This window comes from Burkholderia sp. AU30280 (genome assembly GCF_020420125.1).
In the GTDB taxonomy this organism is placed as follows: domain Bacteria; phylum Pseudomonadota; class Gammaproteobacteria; order Burkholderiales; family Burkholderiaceae; genus Burkholderia.
In genome coordinates, this window is the sequence record NZ_JAIZRY010000011.1 from 150461 (window position 1) to 164324 (window position 13864).

The 13864-nt window shown below is 66.8% G+C and carries 16 protein-coding genes; 8 read left to right on the forward strand and 8 right to left on the reverse strand.

Annotation, left to right across the window (positions count from 1 at the left end):
- Positions 1 to 71 precede the first annotated feature (71 nt).
- Together LGN17_RS24655 and LGN17_RS24660 are read left to right on the forward strand one after the other, a co-directional pair.
- Positions 72 to 1391 carry a DUF3422 family protein gene (locus LGN17_RS24655; RefSeq protein WP_226198979.1) on the forward strand — a complete coding sequence of 440 codons (1320 nt, stop codon included), beginning with the start codon at positions 72 to 74 and terminating at the stop codon, positions 1389 to 1391.
- A 34-nt stretch (positions 1392 to 1425) separates the two neighbouring features.
- A complete protein-coding gene (locus LGN17_RS24660; protein ID WP_226198980.1) occupies positions 1426 to 1629 on the forward strand; it encodes a hypothetical protein in 204 nt (67 codons plus the stop codon).
- A gap of 37 nt (positions 1630 to 1666) precedes the next feature.
- Here the strand turns inward: LGN17_RS24660 and cynR are convergent, their stop codons facing one another.
- A complete protein-coding gene (gene cynR, locus LGN17_RS24665; RefSeq protein ID WP_226198981.1) occupies positions 1667 to 2599 on the reverse strand; it encodes a transcriptional regulator CynR in 933 nt (310 codons plus the stop codon).
- A 113-nt stretch (positions 2600 to 2712) separates the two neighbouring features.
- On the opposite strand from cynR, the gene LGN17_RS24670 reads away from it, so the two are divergent.
- From LGN17_RS24670 to LGN17_RS24685, 4 genes are all read left to right on the forward strand, one after another.
- On the forward strand, positions 2713 to 3372 hold the full coding sequence (locus tag LGN17_RS24670; protein WP_226198982.1) for a carbonic anhydrase: 660 nt from the start codon (positions 2713 to 2715) through the stop codon (positions 3370 to 3372).
- Positions 3373 to 3402: 30 nt separating this feature from the next.
- A complete protein-coding gene (cynS, locus tag LGN17_RS24675) occupies positions 3403 to 3873 on the forward strand; it encodes a cyanase (protein ID WP_175957163.1) in 471 nt (156 codons plus the stop codon).
- 107 nt (positions 3874 to 3980) lie between these two features.
- Positions 3981 to 4274, forward strand: coding sequence for a hypothetical protein (locus LGN17_RS24680; protein ID WP_226198984.1), 294 nt, complete (start codon positions 3981 to 3983; stop codon positions 4272 to 4274).
- Entirely contained in the window at positions 4271 to 4705 is a 435-nt protein-coding gene (locus LGN17_RS24685; protein WP_226198985.1) for a GNAT family N-acetyltransferase, read from the forward strand. The genes LGN17_RS24680 and LGN17_RS24685 overlap by 4 nt, the downstream gene beginning before the upstream one ends.
- Positions 4706 to 4895: 190 nt before the next feature.
- Here LGN17_RS24685 and LGN17_RS24690 read toward each other — a convergent pair whose 3' ends face one another.
- From LGN17_RS24690 to LGN17_RS36560, 3 genes are all read right to left on the reverse strand, one after another.
- Positions 4896 to 6179 carry a cystathionine gamma-synthase family protein gene (locus tag LGN17_RS24690; RefSeq protein WP_226198986.1) on the reverse strand — a complete coding sequence of 428 codons (1284 nt, stop codon included), beginning with the start codon at positions 6177 to 6179 and terminating at the stop codon, positions 4896 to 4898.
- 146 nt (positions 6180 to 6325) lie between these two features.
- Complete coding sequence (locus tag LGN17_RS24695) at positions 6326 to 7216, reverse strand: LysR family transcriptional regulator (protein WP_226198987.1); 891 nt, start codon at positions 7214 to 7216, stop codon at positions 6326 to 6328.
- 16 nt (positions 7217 to 7232) lie between these two features.
- Positions 7233 to 7355, reverse strand: coding sequence for a hypothetical protein (locus LGN17_RS36560; protein WP_264166048.1), 123 nt, complete (start codon positions 7353 to 7355; stop codon positions 7233 to 7235).
- On the opposite strand from LGN17_RS36560, the gene tam reads away from it, so the two are divergent.
- Positions 7354 to 8139, forward strand: coding sequence for a trans-aconitate 2-methyltransferase (tam, locus tag LGN17_RS24700; RefSeq protein WP_226198988.1), 786 nt, complete (start codon positions 7354 to 7356; stop codon positions 8137 to 8139). The two genes, LGN17_RS36560 and tam, sit on opposite strands and share 2 nt — an antisense overlap.
- Before the next feature lie 317 nt (positions 8140 to 8456).
- Here the strand turns inward: tam and LGN17_RS24705 are convergent, their stop codons facing one another.
- From LGN17_RS24705 to LGN17_RS24720, 4 genes are all read right to left on the reverse strand, one after another.
- On the reverse strand, positions 8457 to 10907 hold the full coding sequence (locus tag LGN17_RS24705; RefSeq protein ID WP_226198989.1) for a phosphocholine-specific phospholipase C: 2451 nt from the start codon (positions 10905 to 10907) through the stop codon (positions 8457 to 8459).
- A 43-nt stretch (positions 10908 to 10950) separates the two neighbouring features.
- Positions 10951 to 11088 (reverse strand): hypothetical protein, encoded by a 138-nt coding sequence (locus LGN17_RS24710; protein WP_226198990.1) that lies wholly within the window; start codon positions 11086 to 11088, stop codon positions 10951 to 10953.
- Positions 11089 to 11257: 169 nt separating this feature from the next.
- A complete protein-coding gene (locus LGN17_RS24715; protein ID WP_175957178.1) occupies positions 11258 to 11938 on the reverse strand; it encodes an HAD family hydrolase in 681 nt (226 codons plus the stop codon).
- Positions 11939 to 11961: 23 nt separating this feature from the next.
- Complete coding sequence (locus tag LGN17_RS24720) at positions 11962 to 12906, reverse strand: choline ABC transporter substrate-binding protein (protein WP_226198991.1); 945 nt, start codon at positions 12904 to 12906, stop codon at positions 11962 to 11964.
- A gap of 267 nt (positions 12907 to 13173) precedes the next feature.
- Between LGN17_RS24720 and LGN17_RS24725 the strand changes: the two genes are divergently transcribed.
- Positions 13174 to 13854, forward strand: a complete 681-nt coding sequence (locus LGN17_RS24725) for an MgtC/SapB family protein (RefSeq protein ID WP_226198992.1) — start codon at positions 13174 to 13176, stop codon at positions 13852 to 13854.
- Positions 13855 to 13864 lie beyond the last annotated feature (10 nt).

Sequence of the window (13864 nt, forward strand, 5' to 3'; positions counted from 1 at the left end):
ATCCGAAAGGGCGCGGCGTTTGGGCCGGTCGATCCGGCGTGCAGCACTGAACAGGAAAGCGTGGTGTATCGATGATGGACCATCCGTTGCGCGCCGCGCTGGCCGCGGAATTGCATGCCCGGCCGTTCCTGCGGCTCGCCGAAGCCGTGTCGCTCACGCATTACGCGATCTACGCGGACGGCCAGCCCGACATCCACGAAACGCTGCTGCACGCACTGTGCCGCGATACCGGCATCGCCGCGCCGCACGAAGGCGCGACGCACTACGCGGTGCAGTCGCCGAGCGGCTGGTACCTGAAGTGGGAACGCCATACCGAATTCTCGACCTTCACGTTCGTCGCGCCGCGTCGCGACACCGGCTACTTCGACGATCTCGCGATCGAAGGCATTCCGGCTGCGTGGTTCGCGCGGCTCGCCGGCATCCGCTTCGTCGCGGTGCGCATGGAGCTGCTGAAGGGCGACGCGGCGCGAATCGTGTGCGGCGACCTGCGCCGTTGGATCGACGGCCCCGCGCTGGTGGGCAGCAACGTGCTCGGCGGCGGCAAGGTGTTCTGCGACTGGCACGTGCGCGACGACGGCTTCATGCGTTTTCTCGTGGTCGACGAGGATTTTCGCGAGGAGCAGGGCGGCCGCCTGCTGCAGCGCCTGCATGAAATCGAAACCTACCGGATGATGGCGCTGCTGGCGTTGCCCGTCGCGCGCCGGATGAGCCGCGAGCTGGACGAGATCCACGCGGCGCTGCACGCATTGATGCAGCGGATGGACGCGAGCGGCGCGGATGGCGACGACACGGCGCTGCTCGTCAAGCTCACGCATCTCGCGGTGCGGGTCGAATCGCTGGCGGGATCGGGCGCACGTTTCAGCGCGTCGCGTGCGTACGAAAAGCTCGTGCTGGCACGCATCCACGAGCTGCGCGAGGAGCGCATCGAGGGGATGCCGACGATCGCCGAATTCATGGAACGCCGCTTCGCGCCGGCGATGGAAACCTGCCGCAGCGTATGGGCGCGCCACGAGCAGATCGCCGCGCGGATCGCGCGGGCGGTCGACCTGCTGCGCACGCGCGTGAATCTTGCCCAGGAAAAGGACGTGACGCGCCTGCTGGCGGGCATGGAGCGCACCGCGCGCAATCAGCTTCACTTGCAGCACGCGGTCGAAGGGCTGTCGGTGGCAGCCATTTCGTACTACGTGCTGTCGCTCGCGACGGCGGCGTTCAAGGCGCTGCACGTGATGAACCTGCCGGTTGATCCCGAGCTCGCGGAAGGCCTGCTGATCGCGCCGGTCGTGTTCGCGGTGATCCACATTACGCGGCGCACGCGCGCGCAGCTGGCGCGATCGGAGGCGGCGCACGACGGCACGCCGGTGCAGGCGGCGGCATTGAAACGAGTTGGTTAGAACTTCGAAAACATAAACAGGTAAAGGAGTGGAGATGACTTTTTCGCAGAAGCAACCGGGGTTTTACAGCGGTTTCGATGCCGCGTTCGACGAACCGGCACCGGATGAGCCGGGCGCGCCGGAAGCGCCGCGCGTGTCGTCTTATCAGGCCGTGCTGCAGGAGCCGATGACGTCGCTCGTCGGGAATACGAACGACCGGCCGGACGTCGCGGCGGTGGCGATTCTCGGGTACAACTGACGCGGTTGCTTGCCCCGCTCCGGGGCAACGCCGGCCTTCATTGCCCGGCCGCCCCGGGGCGTGCCGGGCGGGGTTCGCCTGCCTTTTTCCCTTTCCCCGCCCCCTGCGCCAACGCCAGTTCGACGAACGCGCGCGTAGCGGCGCTCCGGTATGCCCCCTTGCGCTGCAGCAGCACGGCCGTGCGCCGCAGGACCGCCGGATCGAGCGCGACGGCAACGAGATCGTCGTGCCCGGCCGCGATCGTCGCGGGCAGCAGCGTCGCGAGGTTCGTGCGGCGCACGATCTCGATCACCGCCCCCAGCGAATTCGCTTCCATCAAGACGCGCGGCCGCACGTCATGCTCGCGGAAATAGCGGTCGATCTGCATGCGTGTCGCGAACTCGGCCGTGAGCAGCACGAGCGGCGCGTCGTGCAGCACGCGCAGGCCGGCCTTGCGCTTGCCGGCGAGCGCATGCTGGCGGCGCACGACGAGCGCGAGCGTTTCGACCAGTAACGTTTCCGCCTCGATATCCGCCGTCTGCACTTCCTCGAACGCGATGCCGACATCGAGCTCGTCGTCGACGAGCAGCGCCTCGATGCGTTCCTGCGACATCTCGCGCACCGACAGCGACACATCCGGATAGCGGCCGTGAAACGCCTCGACGAGCGGCCCGATGAGATAGCTCGTGAAAGTGGGCGTGACCGCGATCCGCAGCGAGCCGCGGCTCAGATCCTGCACGTCGTGAATCGCGCGCCGGCCTTCCGCGAGATCGTGCAGCGCCTGCCGCGCATAGCGGAAATACACGTCGCCGGCGTCGGTCAGCCGCGTCACGCGCCCGCTGCGGTCGAACAGTTGCGCGCCGAGCGTCTCCTCGAGCTGGCGGATCTGCTGGGACAGCGCGGGCTGCGACACATGCAGCGCGGCGGCCGCGCGCGTGAAGCTGCGGTGCTCGGCGACGGCGAGGAAGTAGTGGATATGGCGCAGCAGCATGGCGGTTCCTATAAGTCCTGCTTATCCACAGGATCATAAATCAGTCTTTTACCTTATTGGAAGTCCGGCGTAACCTGCCCTTCATCGATTCCACCTGCACCGGAGAACACACGATGAAGGACATCATCGAAGGCTTCCTGAAGTTCCAGCGCGACGCCTTTCCGGAACGCGCCGCGCTGTTCCGTGATCTCGCGCGCAGCCAGAACCCGCGCGCGCTGTTCATCTCGTGCTCGGACAGCCGGCTCGTGCCCGAACTCGTCACGCAGCGCGAACCGGGCGACCTGTTCGTGATCCGCAATGCCGGCAACATCGTGCCGTCGTACGGCCCCGAGCCGGGCGGCGTATCGGCGTCGGTCGAATACGCGGTGGCCGCGCTGCGCGTGACCGACGTCGTGATCTGCGGCCATTCCGATTGCGGCGCGATGACCGCGATCGCCACCTGCCAGTGCATGGACCACATGCCGGCCGTCGGCCACTGGCTGCGCTACGCCGATTCGGCGCGCGTCGTGAACGAGGCGCGCACGCATCGCAGCGAACGCGAGCGGATCGACTCGATGGTGCGCGAGAACGTCGTCGCGCAACTCGCGAACCTGAAGACGCACCCTGCCGTGCGGCTTGCGCTCGAAGAAGGGCGGCTCGCACTGCACGGCTGGGTCTACGACATCGAATCGGGCTGCATCGACGCCTACGACGGCGCGACCGGCCGGTTCGTCTGCCTGGCGGACCACCCCGAAATCCGCGCCACGCCCGCGACGCTCCCCGTCGCGGCCTGAATCGCTCCTACCCAACCACGAGGAATTGCCATGATCCAGTCCCAACTCAGCCAGACTGCCCGCCACGCGCTTGCGGAGACCGTCGTGCTCGCGAAGGCGCGCAAGAACCTGTCGTTCGCGCAGCTCACCGAAGGCACGGGCCTGAGCGAAGCGTTCGTGACCGCCGCGCTGCTTGGCCAGCACGCGCTGCCGGCGGAAGCGGCGCGCAACGTCGCCGACAAGCTCGGCCTCGACGACGACGCGGTGCTGCTGCTGCAGACGATCCCGCTGCGCGGCAGCATCGACGATCGCGTGCCGACCGACCCGACCATTTACCGCTTCTACGAAATGCTGCAGGTGTACGGCACGACGCTGAAGGCACTCGTTCACGAGAAGTTCGGCGACGGCATCATCAGCGCGATCAATTTCCGGCTCGACGTGAAGAAGGTCGACGATCCCGAAGGCGGTTCGCGCGCGGTGATCACGCTCGACGGCAAGTACCTGCCGACCAAGCCGTTCTGATGCCGATGCGGCGCCGCGGCAGCGGTGCCGCGCAGCTTCCCGCCCGACGTGCACCGGCCGCCAGCCGGCGCACGGTCCCGCCGTTGCGCTTCAACGAGGACGCAGCCATGGAACTGGTGAAACGCACGATCGATCTTGCGAGGAAGAACGCGGAAGCGGGCGGCCGCCCGTTCGCGACGGTGATCGTCCGTGGCGGCGAGATCGTCGCGGAAAGCCCGAACCTCGCCGCGCAGACCAGCGACCCGGCCGCGCACGCCGGGATCCTTGCGGCTGCGCGATGCGTGGCGAAGGCAACGGGCGCGCCACCACGGCATGCCCGTCGACGCGCTATAGTCGAGCGATGCCCGCCCCGGGTGTTGCATGCCCGGCGGTATCCCTCTTCGACCGAACCCGCTCCATGACGACGCAACCCGACGTTTCCATCCGGCTCACCGACACCGGGCAGCCGGGCGCGCACGACTTCATCAGCCGCAAGCTCGGCGAATTCAATCACGCGATGACGGGGCGCGCCGACGCGGCCACGCTCGACGTGTACGTGACCGATCCCGCGACCGGCGAGATCCTCGGCGGCCTCACGGGGCGCACGTCGCTCGGCCTTTTCTTCATCGATCTGTTCTACCTGCCCGAATCGCTGCGCGGCGGCGGCTTCGGCAGCCGGCTGCTGCGCGAGGCCGAAGCGGAAGCGAAACGACGCGGCTGCGCGCGTGCGGTGCTCTACACGATCTCGTTCCAGGCGCCGGATTTCTACCGGAAACAGGGCTACGAAGCGTTCGGCGAGGTGCCGTGCGAGCCGGAAGGCGCGTCGCGCGTGTTCATGGTGAAGGTGCTGTAAGCCGGTTCGGCCGGTTGGCGTCGCGCGATCGTCATGGTCACGTTTGGCGCGTGTTGCAGATTGCCGATCAGGTATCGATGCCGCGTGGTGTTCATGGTGCGAATCTTTGGGTCAGCACGATTACGCGGCTCGAACGCCGACATCCCGGTGCCGCCCCGTGCGAACCGGCACGGGGCGCATGCCGCGCGGGTCAGCAATGCTCCAGCGCGTACGACAGGTCGGCGATCAGGTCGTCCGGATGTTCGAGCCCGACCGACACGCGGATCAAGCCTTCCGACACGCCCGCCGCCGCACGCGCATCGGCCGGTACGCCCGAATGCGTCGTGGACGCCGGATGGCAGATCAGCGATTCCGTGCCGCCGAGACTGACCGCCGACTTGAACAGCGTCAGGTGGTTGATGAACCGGAACGCCTGCTCGCGGCCACCGTCGAGGAGGAACGCGAACGTCGAACCGGGCCCGGTGCACTGGCGCCGATAGACGGCCTGGTAGGCCGGATCGTCGATGAGCTCGGGATGCAGCACGCGCACCGGCCGATGCGGATTGTCGGCGAGCCAGCGAGCGACGGCGCTGCCGCTGCGGGCGGCCTGCTGCATGCGCAGTACGAGCGTTTCCATCGAGCGGGTGATCATCCACGACGAATGCGGGTCGAGCTGCGAGCCGAGCGTGCTGCGGATCGAGCGGATCTTCGTGATCAGCTCGCGGGTGCCCGTGACGCCGCCGGCGACGAGGTCGCTATGCCCGCCGATGTATTTCGTCAGCGAGTACACGCTCAGGTCGATGCCTTGCCGCGACGGCTTCTGGTACAGCGGCCCGAGCAGCGTGTTGTCGCAGACCGACAGCGGGCGATAGCCGTGGCGCGCTTCGAATGCGTCGATCTCGCTGCGCAGCCCTTCGAGGTCGAACAGCGCATTGGTCGGGTTGGCGGGCGTCTCGATGTAGCACATCCGCACCTTGCCCTTTTGTGCGGCCGCTTCGAGCGCGGCGCGGATTGCGTGGGTGGACAGCCCGTCGGCAATCGCTTCGGAGCGAATGCCCCACTCGGGCAGGAACTTCGAGATCAGCGTCTCGGTGCCGCCATACAGCGGCACGGACTGGACGACGCAGTCGCCCGGCCGCAGGAACGTCAGCAGGATCGCGGCGATGGCCGACATGCCGCTCGACGTCACGACGGCGGCTTCGGAATCGTCGAGCAGCGCGAGGCGATCCTCGACGATCTCCAGGTTCGGGTGATTGAAACGGCTGTAGACGAGGCCCGCGCCTTCGCCTTCGGGCGAAGGCTTGCGCCCGGCCACGACGTCGAAGAATTCGGCGCCGTCCTCGGCCGTGCGGAACGCGAACGTCGACGTGAGGAACACGGGGGGCTTCACCGATCCTTCCGACAGGAACGGATCGTAGCCGTACGACATCATCTGGGTTTCGGGATGAAGTTCCCGGTCTGCAATCTTGCGCTTGTGATAGTTGCGATAGGCCATGCAGTGCTCCGTGCAGGGGTAGTGAGGAACGGCCGTTGCAGCGGTGGCGTGACGTGCTCGGCGCCGGGTAGGCGCCGGTCGTCGCGACCGCGTGTGGCGATACTACCCCGAAGGCGCTGCTTCGTGACGCACCCCTGACAGTGTCGTCAGGGTGTCGCCTGTTCGACGATCATGTCGTACAACGCACGGGCGGCCGGCGACAGTTGCGCGCTCTTGCGCGTGACGAGCACGAGCGTGCGCGACACCGCCGGCTCGACGAGTTCGATCGTGCGGATCATCGGATACGCGTTCTTCTGGATCGCGAGCTTCGGTACCACGGCTACCCCGAGCCCTTCGGCAACGAGCCCGAGCGCCGTCGAGCTGCGCTGCACTTCGTAGAACGAATGCAGCGACACGCCGCTCGTCTTCAGCGCGCCGTCGAGCAGCCCGCGATTGCCGCTCACTTCGCCGGCGAAGATCAGCGGATGCGGCTGCAGTGCGGCCCAGCGAATGCGCCGCCGCCTGGCGAGCGGATGATCGTCGCGGCACACCAGCACGTACGGATCGCTCGTCAGCGGCACGTTGACCAGTTCGGGATGCCGGTCGCCGGCGATGCCGATGCCGAACTCGGCCTCGCGATGCAGCACGGCCTGCAGCACCGACGCCGACGCGTGATCGAGGATCTTCACGCGATCGTGCGGCCGGTGCGCGGAGAAGGCGCGCAGGATGCGGGGCAGGTACTGCACGCCGACCGTCGGCACGCACGCGATCGTGACGTCGCCGCGCTGGCTCAGGCCGGTTTCGCGAATTTCGGTGAGCGCGTCGGACAGCTCGTTCAGCAGCCGGCGCGCTTGCGGCAGGAAGCGCCGGCCGATTTCGGTGAGTGTGGTGCGGCGCGTGGTGCGCTCGACGAGCGCGACGCCGAGAAAGGTTTCGAGCTTGCGCAGCCGCTGCGTGATGGCGGTCTGCGTCACATGCAGCGTTTCGGCTGCCTGCCGGAAGCTGCCGCCGTCGGCGATCGCGACGAAGGCCTGGACACCGAGCGTATCGATTTTCATCAGAAATTTGAATCAATCACGATATTAAATTCATTTTACTGAACTTCGTGACGATCGCAGAATGCGGTGCATCGACGGCCGCCGGCATCCCGCGCACGGAGAAGGCCAGGCCGATTACGCCGACCAGGAGGAACGACATGACGACCCTACTCGATCGATACGCCGCCCAGTACGTGCAATTCGAGGACGAACGCACGCGGCCGATCCGCGATCTGCTGGCTGCCGTGCCGAACACGCCGATCCATACCGCGATCGACATCGGCTGCGGGCCCGGCAATTCGACGGAGGTGCTGATGGCGCGTGCGCCGGACGCAACGGTTCACGGGATCGATGCATCGGCGGACATGATCGACGCCGCGCGCAAGCGCCTGCCGGGCCTGCGTTTCGATGTCGTGGATATTTCCACCTGGGACGATCCGGGCGGCTATGACCTGATTCTCGCGAATGCGGTGCTGCAATGGGTGCCCGCGCACGACACGCTGTTTCCGGCGCTCGTCGGCCGTCTCGCGCCGGGCGGTCATCTTGCGGTACAGATGCCGGACAACCTCGACGAACCCGCGCACCGGCTGATGCGCGAGGTCGCCGCGGCCGGGCCGTGGGCGGACAAGCTGAAGGGTGCGGCGCGCACCGAGCGGTTCGACGCGCGTCACTACCACGCGCTGCTGTCGCCGCTGTGCTCGCGTGTGGACGTATGGCGCACGACTTACTACCACCCGCTGCGCGGCGGCGCCGACGCGGTCGTGGAGTGGTTCAAGGGCAGTGCGCTGCGGCCATTCCTCGCGGCGCTCGACGATGGCGAGCGCACGGCGTTTCTCTCGCGGTATCGCGACGCGATCGCGGGGCCGGACGGCTATCCGGCACTCGCCGACGGCACCGTGCTGCTGCCGTTCCCGCGCCTGTTCATCGTCGCGACGCGGACGTAACGCGGCAATGACGGGCGGGCGGCAGTGCGTCAGCTTGCCGGCCGCCGGCCGTCGCGCGAAAGCGAGCCGTCTTGCCGGACGCCTCGTTCGCCCAGCCGCCGGATCGAAGCCGGCGTGCTTGCGCCGCGCCGGCGCTCGGACTGTGGATCCTCGAAATCCGGATCGCGCACCCGGCGCGGCCGTTCGGCGCGTGCCACGACGACCTGCTCGTATCGCGCGTACCGCGCGGCTGGAAAAGCATTCGGGCGCAACGTGGCGCGTCGCGCCCGAATGCGTGCCGGCCCCATGCGGGCGGCCGGCACGGTCCGGCCATTCCGTCAGATGGTGATCGTGACGGGGCCCGCGAGCGGCGTGTAGCCGTCGTCGAACAGGTACCACGCGTCGTACTGCCCCGACGCCAGCGCGCTGTTGGCCGTGGACGAGAACAGCAGCGAGCCGGTGCTCTTCGGCAAGTACGCCCACGACTTGTAGCTGCCCTTGGTCGGCTGCGCGCCATGCGCAAAGATGCCCACCCAGTTCTTCGGGCTATGGTTCCAGGGCGGCGCGACGTAGTCGAACCGCAGCGTGCCGAACGTCGAGCCCTGTGACGCGAGCGACGCGACGAACTTCTTGCCGGTATTGCCGATCGCCGAATCCGTGAGCAGCGCGCCGGATTGCATCTGCACGCAGCCCGCCACCCGGCGCAGGAAGTTCGGGTCGTTCGCGTCGCGGATGCTTGCGTCGTACCAGCCGCCGTCGCCGTACCACGTCACGGCTTGCGTCGCGCCGGCGGCGACGGTGACCGACTGCCGCGCGTTCATGCCGTAGGCGTTGTCGGTGAGCTGGAACGTCGTCGCGCCGGCCCCGGCCGAGTTGTCGAGCGTGATCTGCACGTTGCCGTTCGCCACGTCGTAGCACAGGCTGATTTCGGCGGTCGATCCCGTGTTGCCGGACGAGCCGATGCTGCCGCGGAACGTCTGCAGGAAGCCGTTCGGCCCGTAGATCGAATAGTCGTAGCCGCCGCCGCTCGTCAGTGCGAGCGAATCCGACAGGTTCGCGCACTGGCCCGCGCCGGCCGCGATCGTGTAGTGCCGGGGGATCGTGCTCGTGCCGTCGACCCACGCCTGGAGGTGTACGCCGGCGGCGCCGGTGTTGGTCATCGTCAGCGCCAGCGTGTTGCCGGCGCGGTTGACCTTGCCTTGCACGAAGAATTCGTAGGGCAGGCGGCAGGCGGTGCTGCGGCCGGCGGCCTGCGCCGGCACCGCGGTGGTGGTCGGATAGGGGATCAGGACGGTCGAGCCGTTCGGGTTCATGTTGCTGGCCGGCGGCTGGATCGCCGGAACCGTCTGGTCCGCGTTCGAGAAATCGAAGGCCGACGTCAGGTCGCCGCACACCGTGCGCCGCCACGGCGTGATGTTGGTTTCCTGCAGCCCGAAGCGCGCTTCCAGAAAGCGGATCACCGATGTGTGATCGAAGACCTGCGAATTGACCTTGCCGCCCTTCGACCACGGCGAAATGACGAACATCGGCACGCGCGGGCCGAGCCCGATCGGTACATCGCCGCTTGCCGAGCCGTCCGATGCCGCGCCGCTGCCGGCGACGAATTCGGCGGCTGTCGAGACCGTCGACCGACCGGTGCCGGCAGCGGCGCTGGCCGGGACGGCCGGCGGCATGTGATCGAACAGGCCGTCGTTCTCGTCATACATGACGAGCAGCACCGTGCTGGCCCACACCGCCGGATTCGACGTCAGCGCATTGAGGACGTTGCTCACGTACCATTCGCCGCCGCTCGCGGCCCACGACGGATGCTCGCAGTATGCGTACGGCGCGGCGATCCACGACACCTGCGGCAGCGTGCCGTTGGCGACGTCGGCCCGCAGCTGGCTGAAGAGGTTCGTGTCGTATTCCTTGCCGCCGCCTGACGGATCGATCTGCGTGCCGTTGAGCGCCGGCGCGAGCGGATCGCTGGCGCCGAGGTTCTGGTATTGCTTGAAGTTCAGGATGACGTTGTCGCCGTAGTTGCCGTTCCACCAGAGATCGCTTTGGGAGCCGTTGTATTCGCCGTAGCCATGGCCGGCGTCCAGGCCATTGCCCTTGTCCTGGTAGAACTTCCACGTGACGCCGGCCGTGTTCAGGCGCTCCGGCATCGTGGTCCAGCCGGTGCCCGTCATCGTGTTGGTCGTGTACGGCGCATAGCCGGGGACGTTGCCGCAGCACCCGGTCCACAGATACAGGCGGTTCGGGTCCGTCGGGCCGAGCATCGAGCAGTGGTAGGCGTCGCACACCGTGAACGCGCTCGCCAGCGCGTAGTAGAACGGAATGTCGTTCTGCGTGAAGTAGTACATCGTGCCGCTGGTCTTCGCGTCGGCCCAGTTGTCGTAGCAGCCGTTGTTCCAGGCACTGTGCGTGCCGCTCCAGCTGTGGTCGAGGTCGCCGTAGTAGGTGTCGCCGTTCGCCGTTCCGGAGGGCGGGGACGGGTTGAACGGGAACACGTAGGACGTCAGCCAGGGCTGGCGCCACACCGGATACCCGCTCGAAATCACGACCGGCCGCGGATCGCCGAAGCCGCGTACGCCGCCCAGCGTGCCGAGGTAGTGGTCGAACGAGCGGTTTTCCTGCATCAGGATCACGACGTGCTTCACGTCCTGGATCGTGCCGGTCACGGTGGCTGCCGGAATGGCCTGCGCGCGCGCGATGCTTTCGGGCAGCATGCCCGTGATCGCGGTGGCGCCGGCGAGCTTCAACGCATCGGCGAGGAATTGACGTCGTGTCGTGGGTTTGTTTTGCATGATCGCTCTCTGTCGTGGATGGCTGGCGTGGGGCCGGCGTCGGTCAGTGGCACGCGCTCGCGCAGTGCAGGACAGGCGTGGACGCCGAGCCCGGTGCGGCCGCGCGGGCGGCCGCGACGCTGGCCGGCGTGCCCGGGTCGCCATCGCCGCATGCGGCCAGCGTGCACAGGAGTGCGATCATGAAAACGCCGCGCCAGTGCGGAAAGCGGCTTTCCGGCCGGCTCGGCTTGACGACAGGCTTTCGAGCCGGTTCGAGTCGGATTCCTGAATGATCGAGACTGTTGCTGCGTGTTCCGTATTTCATTACCCCTCCAGACATGAAAAATGGACAGCAGAGAATATCGCCCGAATCAGAACAACTTCATGACAGGCCATCCGCGCGTGCCTGCCACTTGCAACAGCCTCGAGTCGGGATTGGTTGCGACCGGATGCGTGACGTAATCCAGCAGCGGCACGTCGTTGATCGAATCGCTGTAGAAGTACGTGCGTTCGAAATCGGCCGGCGCGTAGCCGAGTGACGCCAGCCACGCGGTCGTGCGCACGATCTTCCCTTCGCGGAAGCTCGGCACGCCTGTACTGCGCCCGGTAAACGCGCCGTCCGGCGTGCCGTCGTCGGTATCGAGCTCGATGCCGAGCAGGTGCTCTATACCGAATTCCGCCGCGATCGGCCGCGTGACGAAGACGTTGGTCGCCGTCACGATGCAGCAGAGATCGCCGTTCTCGCGATGGCGGTCGACCAGCTCGCGCGCCTGTGGCGTGATCGCCGGACGGATCACTTCGTCCATGAACAGCGCATGCCAGCGTTCGAGCACCTTGCGCGGATAGCGGGTGAGCGGCGCGAGCGTCACGGCGAGATACGCGTCCATGTCGAGCGTGCCGGCCGCATAGTGACCGTAGTGCTCGTCGATCAGCGCCACGTGCGCGTCGTCTTCCCGCCAGCCGACCCGCGTGATGAAGCGGCTCCAGGCCTGATCGCTGTCGAGCGGCAGCAGCGTGTGGTCGAGGTCGAACAGCGCGAGATTCTTGTACATGGGTGGTTCCTTGTCTGGCGTGTTCATGCGCCGATGAGCTTCTCGATCGCGTCCTTCGCGTTCTTGCCGTCGATGGTCGTGACGCCGTCGAGCCACTTCGACAGCACGCCGGGGTTCTTCTTCGCCCACTCCTTCGCGACGGTGACCGGATCGGCGTGATTCATGATCGGCACCATCAGCTGGTTCTCTTCGTCGGTCGTGAACGTCAGGTTGGTCAGCAGCCGGCCGACGTTCGGGCAGCGTTCGAGATAGCCGGGCGTGACGAGCGTATAGACCTTCGCCGAGCCGTAGTTCGGGCCGAACACGCCGTCGCCGCCGTCGAGATAGGTGATCTTGAAGTTGATGTTCATCGGGTGCGGCTCCCACGCGAGGAACACGATCATCCGGTGCTCCTGCACCGCGCGCGTGACCTGCACGAGCATCCCGGCCTCGCTCGATTCGACCAGCTTGAAGCCGCCGAGCCCGAACTCGTTCTTGTCGATCATCCGCTGGATCAGCGCGTTGCCGTTGTTGCCGGCGCCGATCCCGTAGATCTTGCCGTCGAGCTGGTCGCGGAACTTCGCGATATCGGCGAAGCGCTTGAGGCCCTTGTCCGACGCGTATTGCGGCACGGCCAGCGTGTAGCGCGCGCCGACCAGGTTGGGCTGCGGCAACTGGTGGACGGCGCCGGCATCGACGAACGGCTTTACCGTCGGTGTCATGCTCGGATCCCAGTAGCCGAGGAACGCGTCGATTTGCGCCTTCTTCACGCCGGCCAGCACGATCGGCGGCGACGCGATCGTCTTGGTCGCCTCGTAGCCGAGCCCGTCGAGCAGCATCATCGCGACGCCGGTAGTGGCCGCGATGTCGCTCCAGCCGACATCGCCGAGCGTCACCTTTTTGCAGGTGTCGCCTTCCGACGCGTGAACGGGGGCCGTGGCCAGCGCCGCCAGCAGTGTTGCAGCCAGCATCCATGCCTTCTTCATCATGTTGGTCTCCTAAGCAAGTGTTCCGGATCGTGTTGCCTGAATGGTCTGACGATTGATCGTGCTGATCGGATGAAACAAACGAATTTGGGTCTGGCTTTGTCGTTTTTCGTACCGTATATTAGAACGCACAAAATCGCAAGATCGCACAAAAATACAACTTGCCGGTTGCCGGCCCGACGACGGGCGGGCGAAGGCAGGAAGCATCGGGCGACGGCCCAGGCGGGCCGTGCTTCATCAGGTAGACCACGCAAAGCAAGGAGATCTCGCATGATCAGTCAGCTGGAAATCGTATCTCGCCTGTTGCTGGCGGCATTGCTCGGCAGCATCGTCGGCATCGAGCGCGAGCGCCTGTCATGGGCGGCCGGATTGCGCACGCACATGCTGGTGGCCGTGGGCGCCGCGCTCGTGATGGTCGTGTCGGCGTTCGGTTTCGCGGATATCCAGAACGCGAAAAATGTGTCGCTGGACCCGTCGCGGGTCGCCGCGCAGGTGGTGTCGGGCATCGGCTTTCTCGGCGCCGGTTCGATCATGCTGCGCGGCGAGATCATCCGCGGCCTGACGACCGCGGCGAGCCTGTGGGTCGTGGCGGCGGTGGGGCTGGCCGTGGGCGGCGGCATGTACGTGGCCGCGATCGCCGCGACGGCGATCGTGCTCGCGATCCTGGCCGGCCTGAAGCCGATCGAGAAGCGTTTCTTCGCCGTGCGGCAGCGTTGGGGCGTCCGTATCCTCGCGAGCCGCGGCGCGGTGAAGCTGACGTCGCTGCAGGCGATGCCCGGCATCGACCAGGCGCGCATCGTCCAGTTCATCATCGAACAGGACGACGCCGCGCCGGACGACGACCGCATCCACGTGGTGTTTTCAAAGATGACGAGCAGCGAGTTCCAGGCAGTCCGTCAATCCCTGCAGACCCTCGTGGGCATCAAAAAGATGGAGGAGAGCGCAGCCTAGTTCGCCGTTC